At 37.7% G+C, this 13,598-nt stretch carries 15 protein-coding genes; 13 read left to right on the top strand and 2 right to left on the bottom strand.

What is annotated here, in order from left to right:
• Positions 1–218: 218 nt before the first annotated feature.
• The 3 genes from hflX to glnA all read left to right on the top strand — a co-directional run bounded on the left by hflX (position 219) and on the right by glnA (position 4,142).
• Positions 219–1,469 (top strand): GTPase HflX, encoded by a 1,251-nt coding sequence (gene hflX, locus HPC67_RS00760; protein WP_217585530.1) that lies wholly within the window; start codon positions 219–221, stop codon positions 1,467–1,469.
• Entirely contained in the window at positions 1,462–2,727 is a 1,266-nt protein-coding gene (locus HPC67_RS00755; RefSeq protein ID WP_217585529.1) for a methionine gamma-lyase family protein, read from the top strand. Before hflX ends, HPC67_RS00755 begins: the two co-directional genes overlap by 8 nt.
• A 77-nt stretch (positions 2,728–2,804) precedes the next feature.
• Positions 2,805–4,142 (top strand): type I glutamate--ammonia ligase, encoded by a 1,338-nt coding sequence (gene glnA / locus HPC67_RS00750; RefSeq protein WP_217585528.1) that lies wholly within the window; start codon positions 2,805–2,807, stop codon positions 4,140–4,142.
• A 73-nt stretch (positions 4,143–4,215) separates the two neighbouring features.
• Here glnA and lexA read toward each other — a convergent pair whose 3' ends face one another.
• Positions 4,216–4,839 carry a transcriptional repressor LexA gene (gene lexA / locus HPC67_RS00745; protein ID WP_217585527.1) on the bottom strand — a complete coding sequence of 208 codons (624 nt, stop codon included), beginning with the start codon at positions 4,837–4,839 and terminating at the stop codon, positions 4,216–4,218.
• 278 nt (positions 4,840–5,117) lie between these two features.
• On the opposite strand from lexA, the gene HPC67_RS00740 reads away from it, so the two are divergent.
• From HPC67_RS00740 to HPC67_RS00700, 9 genes are all read left to right on the top strand, one after another.
• Positions 5,118–5,756, top strand: a complete 639-nt coding sequence (locus HPC67_RS00740; RefSeq protein WP_217585526.1) for a YneB family resolvase-like protein — start codon at positions 5,118–5,120, stop codon at positions 5,754–5,756.
• A gap of 90 nt (positions 5,757–5,846) precedes the next feature.
• A complete protein-coding gene (locus HPC67_RS00735; RefSeq protein ID WP_217585525.1) occupies positions 5,847–6,080 on the top strand; it encodes a DUF896 domain-containing protein in 234 nt (77 codons plus the stop codon).
• Between the two features lie 89 nt (positions 6,081–6,169).
• A complete protein-coding gene (gene tkt / locus HPC67_RS00730; protein WP_217585524.1) occupies positions 6,170–8,173 on the top strand; it encodes a transketolase in 2,004 nt (667 codons plus the stop codon).
• Positions 8,174–8,321: 148 nt separating this feature from the next.
• Positions 8,322–8,774: a sporulation inhibitor of replication protein SirA gene (sirA, locus tag HPC67_RS00725; RefSeq protein ID WP_217585523.1), complete on the top strand. Its 453-nt coding sequence runs from the start codon at positions 8,322–8,324 to the stop codon at positions 8,772–8,774.
• 50 nt (positions 8,775–8,824) lie between these two features.
• Positions 8,825–9,046, top strand: coding sequence for a YneF family protein (locus tag HPC67_RS00720; RefSeq protein WP_217585522.1), 222 nt, complete (start codon positions 8,825–8,827; stop codon positions 9,044–9,046).
• A gap of 331 nt (positions 9,047–9,377) precedes the next feature.
• Complete coding sequence (locus tag HPC67_RS00715; protein ID WP_217586214.1) at positions 9,378–10,085, top strand: cytochrome c biogenesis CcdA family protein; 708 nt, start codon at positions 9,378–9,380, stop codon at positions 10,083–10,085.
• Positions 10,086–10,148: 63 nt separating this feature from the next.
• Positions 10,149–10,574, top strand: a complete 426-nt coding sequence (locus tag HPC67_RS00710; RefSeq protein WP_217585521.1) for a Na(+)/H(+) antiporter subunit B — start codon at positions 10,149–10,151, stop codon at positions 10,572–10,574.
• 183 nt (positions 10,575–10,757) lie between these two features.
• On the top strand, positions 10,758–11,126 hold the full coding sequence (locus tag HPC67_RS00705; RefSeq protein WP_217585520.1) for a response regulator: 369 nt from the start codon (positions 10,758–10,760) through the stop codon (positions 11,124–11,126).
• A 19-nt stretch (positions 11,127–11,145) separates the two neighbouring features.
• Positions 11,146–11,643 (top strand): CcdC family protein, encoded by a 498-nt coding sequence (locus HPC67_RS00700; protein WP_217585519.1) that lies wholly within the window; start codon positions 11,146–11,148, stop codon positions 11,641–11,643.
• 29 nt (positions 11,644–11,672) lie between these two features.
• On the opposite strand, the gene HPC67_RS00695 is transcribed toward HPC67_RS00700, so the two are convergent.
• The gene (locus tag HPC67_RS00695) at positions 11,673–12,158 is read right to left on the bottom strand and encodes a DUF2621 family protein (protein WP_217585518.1); all 486 of its coding nucleotides are present in this window, start codon (positions 12,156–12,158) and stop codon (positions 11,673–11,675) included.
• 204 nt (positions 12,159–12,362) lie between these two features.
• Here HPC67_RS00695 and HPC67_RS00690 point away from each other — a divergent pair, with 204 nt between their 5' ends.
• Positions 12,363–13,445 carry an ATP-binding protein gene (locus HPC67_RS00690; protein ID WP_246569567.1) on the top strand — a complete coding sequence of 361 codons (1,083 nt, stop codon included), beginning with the start codon at positions 12,363–12,365 and terminating at the stop codon, positions 13,443–13,445.
• The last annotated feature ends 153 nt before the right edge of the window (positions 13,446–13,598 follow it).

The raw sequence follows: 13,598 nt of genomic DNA, 5'->3' as shown, positions 1-13,598 counted from the left end.
GCGTTATGATTTGCTATTATGTATAAATATAAAACGAATAGAGCACTTATTAAGGGATTATCCTGAATACAAGATTAAACAATCTAATTAGATGACTAAACATCGGATAGGCTCTATTCGTCATTTCGCGTACTCCCTTATCATGGCATGTGAACCATAGCAGTATAAGCGCATTGAAACGCATCTCAAATATATACTTGGAAACGAGGGCTTCATAGATGGTAAAACAAAATATTCTTGCCTTAGCGGTCCATCAAACAGCAGATGATGATGCTTCTTTTGAATCTTCACTTGATGAGCTCATCTCATTATGTGAAACAGCAGGTGGCGATGTAAGAAATATAGTTACACAAAATCGTCACACGGTTCATGCAGCCCATTATATAGGTAAAGGTAAAATTGAAGACGTGCAAGCGTTAATTAAAGAAAACGAAATTGAATTAATTGTAGCAAACGATGAGCTCACACCCAGTCAATCGAGAAATTTGAACGATGAGTTGGCTGTGCCAATTATTGATCGTAGTCAACTCATATTAGATATTTTTGCCCAACGTGCAAAAACGAAGGAAGGACAATTACAAGTAGAGCTTGCACAGCTTCAATACATGCTGCCGAGACTCCGAGGTCAAGGCGCTCTCATGTCTCGTTTAGGAGCGGGAATTGGAACGAGGGGACCAGGGGAGACAAAGCTCGAAACAGATCAACGTCATATTAGACGTAAAATCCATGATATAAAACGGCGACTTAATAGCATTGTTAAGCAGCGCGAACAATATCGGAAGCGTCGTAAAACAAAAGATATGTTTCAAATTGCAATTGTCGGGTATACGAATGCTGGGAAGTCTACATTATTCAATCGAATTACGTCTAGTCACACACTAGAAGAAGATCAACTTTTTGCAACTTTAGATCCATTAACAAGAGAAATTCGTATGCCTTCAGGGTTTAGGACATTGCTAACTGACACAGTAGGGTTCATTCAAGATTTACCGACAACACTTATTGCTGCTTTTCGCTCAACGTTGGAAGAGGTAAGTGAGGCCGATTTCATTTTACACGTTGTAAATAGTGCTGATCCGGACCTTGAACAACAACAAAAAACGGTACAAGCTCTATTGGAAGATTTGAATGCGCAACACATCCCAACGTTAACCGTGTATAACAAGAAGGATCTCTTGACAGAACCATTTATTCCCTCATATCATCCGAATATCTTAATGAGTGCATATGCACCTGATGATGTTAAACGCATGCTGGAAAAAGTAGAGCACATGTTAAAGGATGAGTGGTCGATGTACCATGTGTCAATTCCACCACAAGAAGGACATGTGTTCAATCGGTTAAAGCTAGATTCTATTATTCGTTCACAGTACTTTGATGAAGAAAAACAGACTTATGTCGTATCAGGTTATATTCGTAACAATCATCCCCTGAACGGCCTTTTGAAGGAGAAGAGCACCAATGATTGATAACATCGCACAACAAGCAGAACAGGATTGTAAACTTCAACATGAACAGGTTAACCAGATGGCTGAACGTAATCAAAAGCGTGTTCTGGAGGCCTTTAAACTACATCGTATTAGTGATAGTCATTTTCATTCAACAAGTGGTTATGGTTATGACGACATAGGTAGAGACGGCCTTGAAGCCGTTTATGCTTCAATATTTGGTGGTGAAGATGCTTTAGTTAGACCACAAATTGTGTCGGGAACACATGCGATTTCAACCGCCTTATCAGGCGTACTTCGTCCGGGCGATGAATTACTTTATATTACTGGACATCCTTATGACACATTAGAAGAAGTCATTGGCACACGAGGGAATGCATCTGGATCACTAAAGTCATTTGGCATTACTTATAATGAAGTTGCGCTAAGTGAAGATGGCACAGTTGATTTTGATGGAATCCAAAAAGCCATTCATAGCGAAACAAAGGTGATTGGTATTCAACGATCAAAAGGGTATGATGATCGACCTTCCTTCACAATACATGATATAGCCGAAATGGTTCACTTTGTAAAGCAAATTCGTGAGGACCTTATTATTTTTGTGGACAATTGTTATGGAGAATTTGTTGAGGATCAAGAGCCATTACACGTTGGTGCCGATCTGATTGCGGGATCGTTAATTAAAAACCCTGGTGGTGGTATTGTACGTGCGGGTGGATATATTGTTGGTCGTGAAGATCTTATTAATCAATGTGCCAATCGTCTAACGGCACCGGGTCTTGGTAAAGAAACAGGTGCTACATTTAATATGTTACAAGAAATGTACCAAGGTCTATTTCTAGCGCCACTTATTGTGGGCGAAGCTGTTAAAGGCGCCATTTTCACATCAAGATTTTTGGAATTGCTCAACTTTAAGACGACGCCACATTACCAATCTAAACGGACAGATTTAATTCAGTCTGTCACACTTAATGATAAAGATTTAATGGTTGCTCTTTGCCAAGCGATTCAGGCACAATCTCCTATTAATTCCTTTGTCGCTCCATATCCAAGTGACATGCCCGGATATGATCATGATGTGATTATGGCTGCAGGTACTTTTATACAAGGTTCGAGCATAGAATTGTCTGCGGATGGTCCAATAAAAGCACCTTATATCGTTTTTATTCAAGGTGGATTAACGTATGCGCATGTTAAAATTGCCGTAGTAGAGGCAATAAAAGATTTAATATCAAAAGGCTATCCTATTCAGGTTTCACATATTGAGAGGGGGAACTGATTTCGGAATATCTTTAACTGAAACGGAAAAACAGATGTTGTGAAAAGCTATAATTATAACTATTAGGAGGAAATTGAATGAGCTTTAAGGTCACACAAGACAGTATCATGCAAAAAATAAAAGAAGAAAATGTGCGTTTTATCCGCCTTCAGTTTACAGATATGCTTGGTACGATTAAAAACGTAGAAATCCCATTAAGTCAGCTTGACAAAGCACTGGACAACAAAATGATGTTTGACGGGTCCTCTATCGAAGGATTTGTAAGAATTGAAGAGTCAGATATGTATCTTTATCCAGACCTTGATACGTTTGTCGTATTTCCTTGGACGTCTGATAAAGGCAAGGTTGCGCGCTTTATATGTGATATTTATAATCCAGACGGCACTCCATTTGAAGGGTGTCCTCGATACAATTTGAAACGTAATCTAAAGAAAATGGAGAAGCTCGGATTTTCATCATTTAACATTGGTACAGAGCCCGAGTTCTTTCTCTTTAAATTAGACGAACAAGGTGAGCCATCTCTTGAATTAAATGACCATGGAGGCTACTTCGACTTGGCGCCGACTGACCTTGGTGAAAATTGCCGTCGTGACATTGTTCTTGAATTAGAAGAAATGGGATTTGAAATTGAGGCATCGCACCATGAAGGGGCACCTGGACAGCATGAAATTGACTTTAAATATTCGGATGCGGTGAAGCATTGTGATGATATTCAAACGTTTAAGCTCGTCGTTAAAACGATTGCCCGAAAACATAATTTACATGCAACCTTTATGCCGAAGCCACTTTTTGGTGTTCATGGATCAGGCATGCACGTCAATATGTCTCTATTTAAAGACGGGGAAAATGTGTTTTTTGATACAAGTACAGAATTACAATTAAGTGAATATGCCCATCAGTTTACTTCTGGTCTGCTGCAGCATGCAACTAATTTCACAGCAATTACAAATCCGACTGTCAACTCTTATAAACGGTTAGTACCGGGTTATGAAGCACCTGTTCATGTCGCATGGTCAGCATATAATAGAAGTCCACTTGTTCGGATTCCTTACTCGAGAGGCTTGAGTACTCGAGTGGAATTAAGAAGTGTTGACCCAACGGCTAATCCATATATGGCCATGGCCGTTCTCCTTGCTGCTGGACTTGATGGCATACGCAATCAAATGACACCACCAGAATCTATTGATCAAAATATATATGAAATGACAGAAAAAGAGCGCGCTGAATGTGGTATTAAAACATTACCATCCACTTTAATGGACGCATTAAAAGAATTAAAAAAGGATGACATCATTATCGAGGCATTGGGATCTCATTTATATGAACATTTCCTCGAAGCGAAGCATATTGAATGGGATATGTTCCGAACGACGGTTCATCCGTGGGAGAGAGAGCAATATTTATCAGCGTATTAAATGCATGAAAAAGCTGCAGTAACAAAAGAGAACTTGTATCTCTTGTTACTGCAGCTTTTCTATTTTTAAGCTGTTATTTAATTGAGCGGAACAGGCCAACAATTTTCCCTAAAATGGAAACATCTTGATAGATTAAAGGTTCCATCGTCGCATTTTCTGGTTGCAACCGAATGCAATCTTTTTCTTTGAAAAATCGTTTGACTGTTGCTTCATCATCCTCAGTCATGGCAACAACAATATCTCCGTTATTGGCTGTGCTTTGTTGCTTGACGATGACTTTATCTCCTTCGAGAATACCTGCTTCTATCATACTGTCACCTTCAATAATCAGTACGAAAAGCTCATCATCAATGCCTGCAGTTGATTGTGGTAGAGGGATAAATTCTTCAATATTCTCTACAGCTGTAATCGGCAGACCTGCAGTTACTTTTCCGATAACAGGCGCATATCTAACATTTTCTCTCGTAATGGTCGTATCTGAATAAGGATCCAACAATTCTATCGCACGAGGTTTTGTTGGATCTCTTCTAATATATCCTTTCTTTTCGAGTCTTGATAAATGTCCATGTACAGTTGAACTTGAAGCAAGACCGACAGCTTCAGCAATTTCTCTTACAGAGGGTGGATAGCCTTTTTCATTGACTTCATCTCTTATAAAATCAATGATCATTTGTTGACGCGCGGATAATTTTTTCATTTAATAGACTCCTCTCGCATATCATATAACTAGGTTAATTGTAGCATCTAAAAGATAGAAATACAAACATTCGTTCGAAAGATCATTGACAAGATCATATGTTCGGAGTACAATGAAAATGCGAACAAAAGTTCTTTGCTTTGAAAGGAGATGATACGGTTGTTTAGTAATCTTTCAAGAGTAGATGTATTTTATATCGTAACGTTCATTTTGTCATTAGGATTGTTATATTTTGCTATGATTAACAGTGCCTAACGTTTATAAAGGAGTCTTATGAAGTGAAAGCGGTTATATATTGTAGAGTAAGTACGAAGAAAAGCACACAAGAATCGTCTTTATCTCGGCAAAAACAAGAGCTTGTTGCATTGGCCGAGCGTTATCATATCGAAGTTGTTGATATTATTGAAGAACAGGCGAGTGGCTATGACATTGAGCGTGATGGTGTTTTTTCATTGCTCGATCACTTTGCTCATAAAAAAGCTGATTGTCTCTTAATACAAGATGAAACGCGACTTGGACGTGGCAATACAAAAATAGCGTTGTTTCATCAACTAGGTAAACTAAATGTCACGATTTATACAACCATTCATGATGGCCAATTGGAAATGTCTGAATCTGATTCTATGGTTTTGCAAATTGTTGGGATCGTAGAAGAATATCAGCGTCGCATACATAATATGAAAATTAAACGCGGCATGAACAAAGCGATTGAGAACGGGTACGATCCCACAAAAAATCTTAAAAATATTGAACAATCTCCTGGAAGAAGTCGTGTTGAGTTTCCAATTGAAGAAGTTATTCGACTTAGACAAAAAAATTTAACATTTGAAGAAATCGCTGTGACATTGAATGGACTTGGTTTTTCAGTTTCCAAAGCGACCGTTCATCGGCGTTATCGTGAGTATCATAATACTTGAATATCGAGCTGCGACAGCGTAATATTAAAGAGTAGGGAGTGAATGTTCTCCCCGCTTTTTTTGATGTTCGGTAAACAGGAGGTAACCGTATTGATTTCCAAAGACAAATTAAATAGGATCAATGAATTAGCACATAAATCAAAAAATGGAGGTCTGACAGAAGCTGAAGCTGAAGAACGTCAAACACTCCGGGAGGAATATTTGAAAAATGTCCGTTCTTCTTTTAAAAATCAATTTAAAACGATGACTGTCATTGATCCAGAGGGTAACGATGTGACGCCAGAGAAAGTAAAAGATTTACGAAACAGACAAAACAAGCATTAAGATCCCTTAATAACGTCATCAATCCACACCCATTAACTCGTATAAATGCTGTATAGTTGAATTTTTTGCAAATGAAAGGGGAATGGTTTATGTCAAACCAAATTGAACAATTGTCCATAAATACAATTAGAACACTATCCATCGATGCCATTGAACATGCAAATTCGGGTCACCCTGGTTTACCTATGGGGGCGGCGCCCATGGCTTATACACTATGGACAGAATGTATGAATCACAACCCCAAACACTCCAAGTGGTTTAACAGGGATCGTTTCGTTTTATCAGCAGGTCATGGCTCAATGCTATTGTATAGCATGCTTCACCTATCGGGTTATGATGTCACAATGGATGATATTAAGGCGTTTCGCCAATGGGGATCAAAAACGCCAGGACATCCTGAAGTTCATCATACAGATGGTGTTGAGGCTACGACAGGTCCACTTGGCCAAGGCATAGCAATGTCTGTTGGTATGGCTATGGCTGAAGCACATTTAGCTGCTTTATATAATAAAGAGAATTATCCTGTCATTGATCATTACACATATGCACTTGTAAGTGACGGTGACTTAATGGAAGGTATTTCCCATGAAGCAGCATCATTTGCTGGACATTTAGGCTTAGGGAAACTGATTGCCTTGTACGACTCAAACGATATTTCTCTTGACGGTGACTTAGACAAGTCATTTTCAGATGATACAAAGAAACGGTTCGAGTCCTATGGCTGGCAAGTGTTATACGTAGCAGATGGAAACGATGTAGAAGCCATCAAACAAGCCCTAATCGAAGCTAAAGCTAACACAGAGCAACCAACATTAATTGAAGTGAAGACTGTTATTGGCTATGGGTCGCCTAATAAATCCGCCTCTGCAGCTTCACATGGTGCACCGCTTGGCACAGATGAAGTTAAACTAACGAAGGATTATTACCAATGGGCGCATGAGGATTTTTATGTTCCTGAAGACGTATATGCTGATTTCAAAACAAAAATTGTTGATAAAGGCGCTGCCACTGAGGAAGCATGGAATGCCTTATTTACAGAGTACAAGCAACACTATCCAGAGCTTGCCGACGAGTTGTTATTAGCGATAAAAGGGGATTTACCAGAAGGCTGGGACAAAGATTTACCTGTTTATGAAGCTGGTAAAGACACTTTAGCTACACGCGCATCGTCTGGTGAAGTTCTCAATGCAATCGCTAAAACTGTCCCATATTTCTTTGGGGGCAGTGCAGACCTTGCTGGATCTAATAAAACGACGATTAAAGCAGTTGATGATTTCTCAAAAAATCATTATGCAGGACGCAACATCTGGTTTGGTGTTCGGGAATTTGCTATGGCTGCAGCGATGAATGGCATGATGCTTCACGGCGGTGTTAAAGCATATGCAGGTACCTTCTTCGTGTTTAGTGACTATTTACGTGCAGCTGTGCGATTGTCTGCCATTATGAATAATCCGGCAACCTATGTGTTTACCCATGATTCAATTGCGGTTGGAGAAGATGGGCCGACTCATGAACCTGTTGAACAACTCGCAGCTTTCAGAGCAATGCCAAATCTATCTTTAATTCGTCCAGCAGATGGCAATGAAACACAAGCTGCTTGGCGTCTTGCATTAGAATCAAAAGATAAACCTACAGCAATTGTGTTGACGCGTCAAGGACTTCCAACCCTAGAGGATACAGCTACGCGTGCCTATGAAGGGGTTAAAAAAGGCGCCTATGTCATTAGTAAATGTGATAAAGACACACCAGATGCCCTACTCATTGCAACCGGATCAGAAGTTCAGCTTGCTATAGCTGCACAACAGCAGTTGAAAGAAAAAGGAATTGAAGCTAATGTCATTAGCATGCCTTCATGGGATCGTTTCAATGCCCAGGATGAAGCCTATAAGAACGAGGTTTTACCGAAAGAAGTGAAAGCCCGTCTCGCAATTGAAATGGCTTCACCTATGGGGTGGGAACGCTATGTAGGTGATCAAGGTGACATTCTAGCGATCGATACATTTGGTGCATCCGCTAATGGAGATACCGTTATAGAGAAGTACGGCTTCACAGTTGAAAATGTCATTAACCGTGTTGAAGCTTTATTAAAATAATTTGCTACAGAAAACAAGGATGATCTTTTTTGTCATCCTTGTTTTTATTATGGGTCATTCGACAAAACTAGTGGCTTCTTCTAACATAAAGTGACAGCATCTCTACTCTAGTTCGTCTATGATAAAGAAAATAGAGGGAGGGGTTAAATTGAAAACGTATTCGATTTATTGGATAGAAGAAGAAATTGCCCAATACTACCTTCATAAAGGTGAATTGTTATATCGTTTTTTCTCAGAATATCACGAGAGAGAAAATAACATCGTTCTCCAGAAACAGTTTCATTACATCACAAAACAGATACCCCAGCATAAACTACATCGACACATCAATTCGAGCCTACATATTAAGCGTTCTTCCAAAAATATAAATGACCTCATTTTATTTAGTCTTGACCATGATCCTATTTATGTGGCACTATTTAATAGACAAATCAAGTTTCAATGTGATATGCTCCATGATGCTGAACGTTACTTATTTCCATTATTAAAAGAGATACAGCCATTTTTGTTTGTTGTTGGTGATGACCATGATAATTATGGATGGATGTCGCCTCCAACACAATTCAAGCTGGACTATCACAAACAAATATTGTATTCTTGACTTTGATTAATTATACTGTATAAGAGTCAACACGAAGGAGGAAATTGAATATGGACGTCATATGGGTTGTACTTATAGGTATCGCAGCACTTATTGCTGGTGTTGCTCTTGGATTTTTCATCGCTAGAAAATATATGATGAACTATTTAAAAAAGAACCCACCAATTAATGAACAAATGCTTAGAACACTCATGATGCAAATGGGTCAAAAGCCATCACAAAAGAAAATTAATCAAATGATGCGTGCTATGAATAATCAAACTGATAAGTAATACATGCATTTATAGAGTTATTTAACATTTTTTATATTGAAGTTTAGATATCACCATATCAAAACTTAGCATACTCTTAATACGTTTGATTAAATTAAAAATCCACGTTTCTTTTTATGTCTAAAAGGAAAGGTGGATTTTTATATGTATATGGTCCATTCATGTCCTGCACTATGCAATCATCTGAGATACACGCTGAGAATAAATAACCGCTTCAGTGAATAATTTAATTTGAGTTGATTTAAGATGAATTACTTGAATTGAAAGCTGTTTGATATGATACTAATATTAGTGTGAATTTCAGAGGGGGACAATGGAAGATATGCTCGATATTCATGACATTAATATTTTTATTGCGTTTGGAGCTGGCTTTTTATCATTCGTATCGCCTTGTGTTTTGCCGTTATACCCGGCGTTTCTGTCTTATATTACTGGGATGAGTGTGAATGAGATTAGTGAAGAAAATAAAATGCTCCAACGAAAAAGCATTTTACATACACTATTTTTTTTATTAGGCTTTTCCGTCGTATTTTTATTGATGGGCGGTTTTATGGGAACAATTATTTCCGATTTTCTTAAATCGTATCAAGGCTTGATTAGACAGCTAGGCGCGGTTGTCATTATATTCTTTGGTCTTGTCATTGTAGGCGTGCTTAGATTTGACTTTCTTATGAAAGGTCGAACATTAACATTTAAAAATCGTCCGAGCGGTTATATAGGCACTTTTCTAATTGGCCTTGCCTTTTCCCTCGGATGGACGCCTTGCATGGGCCCAATATTAGCTGTTGTCATTTCCGCTTCAGCTACGACACCAGATATTGCTATGATGATGATGATCAGCTACGTACTCGGATTTTCAATTCCATTCTTTGTATTATCTTTTTTTATTGGCAAACTCACTTGGATAAGAAAACACAGCCATCTGATTGTTCAGGTTGGTGGCTATTTAATGATTTTTGTAGGAATTGCACTGTTTTTTGATTGGCTAACGAAATTAACGTCTTATTTGGCTAATTTGTTCGGTTTTACTGGTTTTTAGTGTAGATTTTAAGCGATGTTTATATTATGATAGAATCAACATCTAACTAAGGAGCGCCTCACGATGTACAAACCAAATGATTTAATTTTTCGTACGACAACGTCTTTGATAGCATTTATTTTACTAGGCTTTTCAATTTACTTACTTTTAGCTGGACATAATTCTCCCGGTGGTGGGTTTATTGGAGGCTTAATGACTTCATCTGCAATATTGTTAATGTACATGGCATACGGCATGGACATTGTAAAAAAAATTCTCCCCATCAATTTTCGTTTATTAATATTGATTGGATTGCTCATTGCTGTTACAACAGGAATTGTGTCGCTTTTCATTGGTGTACCTTTTCTTTCACAAACATTTACATATGTGACATTACCGATATTTGGTAAAATTGAATTGGCGACGGCAATGATTTTTGATATTGGTGTGTTCCTGACAGTGTTGGGCGTTACCATTACCATTATTTCAACGATTGCAGAAGATCAATAAACCAAACGCATAGCACATTGGTTTTTAACATGAATTGCATGTTCATTGTTTTACACAAGAGGGGCCTTGCATAAACAAGGCATTTTTATATGTTCACCATCTATTTGTTCATGATTTTGCCTAGTCTCACAAATGATATGGGCAATGAATATGTCTTTAGTGATTATGATCGGGGGGATATATATGGCACGCATACTCGTTACGGACGATGCAAATTTTATGCGCGTGACATTGTCGAATATATTACAAAGAGAAGGTCATGAAGTTGTAGGTCAAGCAGAAAATGGTCAGGAAGCTGTTCATCTTTATCAAACTTTAAAACCCGATCTTGTTACGATGGACATTACAATGCCAATTATGAATGGAATTGATGCCATTCAGGAAATCATTAAAATAGATGCTAATGCCATTATTGTCGTCTGTTCTGCGATGGGCCAACAAAAAGTGGTCGTTGAAGCCATTGAATTTGGTGCTACTGATTTTATCGTTAAACCATTTGATCCAAGTCGCGTTCTCGAAACTATTGGACGAGCACTAATGAGAGCACAATGAGCAAGGATGTTGGTTTTTTATGTTTTGGATAATTGCCAGTACTGTTTTAGCAGCGTTCATGGCCATATTTATGATCATAATTCGGATGAAAGCTGCACGAAAGCCCGTTACTGTTAAAAAAATTATTATTCCACCAATCATGATGAGCACTGGCGCCTTAATGTTCCTGTTTCCTGTGTTTCGCGTTCCATGGACACAAGTATTAGAGGCTGTTGGCGTTGGCTTGATTTTCTCTCTCTTTTTAATCAAAACATCAAAGTTTGAAATTCGCCGTGACGGTATATATTTAATACCTTCTAAAGCATTCGCCATTGTTTTAATTGGATTATTGGCTGCGCGAATTATTTTAAAGCTTGTCATCGGTGGTTGGACAGCTATCTCATTAGGAGAGATGAGTGGTATGTTCTTTTTACTAGCATTCGGTATGATCATTACATGGCGATTAGCCATGCTGTATCAATTTCAAACACTAAAAAAGAAATTAGCTACAAAAGCACCATCACACATGATATCGTGATGGTGCTTTTTATGTACACGTCTCTGTATTTACTGTTGCTTTTGTTTTTGGTAGCGTTCTTCCCACTTTTCTTCATAGTCGTCTCGAGAGTAAAGGAATAGATGCTCATATTGTTCTATATCGATCTTTTTTTGCTTGAGCTTCTTTTTAAGAAATTTATGATCGCGCTTTGGTGTAGCGATAATATATCCTCTAATAATTAAATCTTGATCAATCTGATTTTTTTCCTCGAGAAGTGCCAATTCACCAATCTTACTTGCAATTTTATGTCTCGCAACATCACGGAACAATTCTGGAACAGGTGCAACAAGCTCCTCTAACAATTGCTTTTCAACATCAGGCCATGAGTCTTTTGTTTCGTTAAAGTAGTATTCCTCCCAATCCATATCTGATTTCCCGTCTTCTTTCGGCAAACGTTTAAGGAATTTGCGAAACATAAAAAACCCGCCAATTGCCATGAGTCCAATTAATAAAAACCCCCAAAGAATAATGAATAAATCGACAAAAATAGACATTATACCACCCATTTTTCAAGAAAAATCTTCCTTTGTCGTTCACAAAAAGGACAAAGTTTTATTTTTCTGCTGTTATATAGTAATATTACACATTATAATGGGAATATCGAATACATACAAGAAATCATCATTTTTTTACGATTATTGTCATATGAATGTTTGGAGTACTTAATTTGTAGTAAATTGACAAAAGGAGGGATGGTCATGATATCAAAATCCGAGAGAAATAATGTGATGGAAGATCTGACGGCAATAAAGCATTTAGAAGATTTACCACCATCTATCTTACAATGGCTTGATCATCATAATCACGATATCGTAATGATGTATAATGAAAACGGCGAAAATGTTTATACTTCTCAATCTGTTAAACGTAAGCTGGGCTATGAACCGCTTGAACTCATTGGAACAGGATGGCATGATAAGTTAGCACCAGCGGATATAGAATCAATGAATGCCGTTGAAATAACTCATTCTGATCATACAGAGATTTTTAATGTACGTGTGAGTGATAAATATGGAAAGTGGATTTGGTTTGAAACATGCATTACAAAACGTGATCTTGATACACAAACATATTATATTGCACTTTTAAAAGACATTTCTGATAAAAAAGAGGCAGAGGAGCTAATGATTCGATCGGAAAAAATGTCTGTAGCCGGGCAATTAGCTGCTGGAATTGCACATGAAATTCGAAACCCTTTAACGTCATTAAAAGGATTTATACAACTGTTACAGGGTGGGTTAAATCAAAAAGAAGAATATTATAAAATTATGCTTGATGAGATTGATAAGATGGAAGCAATTACGTCAGAGCTCCTGTTTATTTCAAAGCCTGTATCTAATGATATTAAGTTAGAATCTATTAATGAGATGATAAATGATGTCATTTATTTACTACGACCACAAGGGAAAATAAGAAATATTGATATCGTTTGGCAGCAAGGCGACGATTGCGAGATCCAATGTAATCGTTCACAAATCAAACAAGTACTCATTAATATTATAAAGAACGCATTAGAAGCTATGGCACATAAAGGTAAGGTGGTCATTCAATCCTATCAAGCGAACAACTCGGTCAATATTGATGTAAGTGATGAAGGTTCTGGAATACCACAGGAAATCATTCATAAGCTTAAGGAACCTTTCTTTACAACTAAAGAAGGGGGAACAGGACTTGGTCTCATGATTACCCATCAAATCCTGACAAAGCATAATGGGACATTAAACATCTTTTCTAAACCGAATGAAGGTAGTACCTTTCAAATTATATTACCGGTTCAATAATCAAATACAGTAAATGTATAAGCAATACTTATCACACTGAATAATTATTTCATATCTATGAAACGTCTCTAATTCATTGAGTTATCCGCAATCTTCATATACTATTAAAGTAGGCAGACGATTGATATTAAACAGTCGTTTGTCTTTTGGGGT

It is taken from the genome of Lentibacillus saliphilus (genome assembly GCF_019093865.1).
Taxonomy (GTDB): domain Bacteria; phylum Bacillota; class Bacilli; order Bacillales; family Amphibacillaceae; genus Lentibacillus_B; species Lentibacillus_B saliphilus.
Note: the sequence above shows the minus strand (reverse complement) of the source record. Positions and strands in the feature narration are given on the sequence as shown.